Source organism: Pseudoalteromonas sp. S3178, from assembly GCF_005886985.1.
Classification (GTDB): Bacteria; Pseudomonadota; Gammaproteobacteria; order Enterobacterales; family Alteromonadaceae; genus Pseudoalteromonas; species Pseudoalteromonas carrageenovora.
Genome location: NZ_PNCW01000215.1, coordinates 1 through 277, shown reverse-complemented (window position 1 = coordinate 277; position 277 = coordinate 1). Strand labels below are relative to the sequence as shown.

General features: G+C 45.1%; 1 pseudogene. It reads right to left on the bottom strand.

Annotated features, from left to right (window positions below):
- A pseudogene (gene queF, locus CWC11_RS20685) lies at positions 1 to 273 on the bottom strand (NADPH-dependent 7-cyano-7-deazaguanine reductase QueF); the annotation flags it as partial.
- Positions 274 to 277 lie beyond the last annotated feature (4 nt).

The following is a 277-nucleotide window of genomic DNA, read 5'->3' as shown; positions in this document are numbered from 1 at the left end:
CGTCTCGTCAACCATATCCTCAGAGGCAAGCTGTAGTAAGTCACTATTTGGTGTGTAGCTATCAACTTCAATATCCAGCTCATCGATACACTCACCCGGGAGGCGCGAGAAAGGAATACAATCGAATTCGTCTGCGCCAAATAATGTCACGCTAACTTGGCTATTTGATGCCGTGGAAAGATCCGCAGCTAGCGTTTGGCGCACGGTTTCCATCGTATCAAAGCGGCTTTGGTTAAAGCTATTCAAGTAAAGTTTGAATGATTTCGACTCAATGATA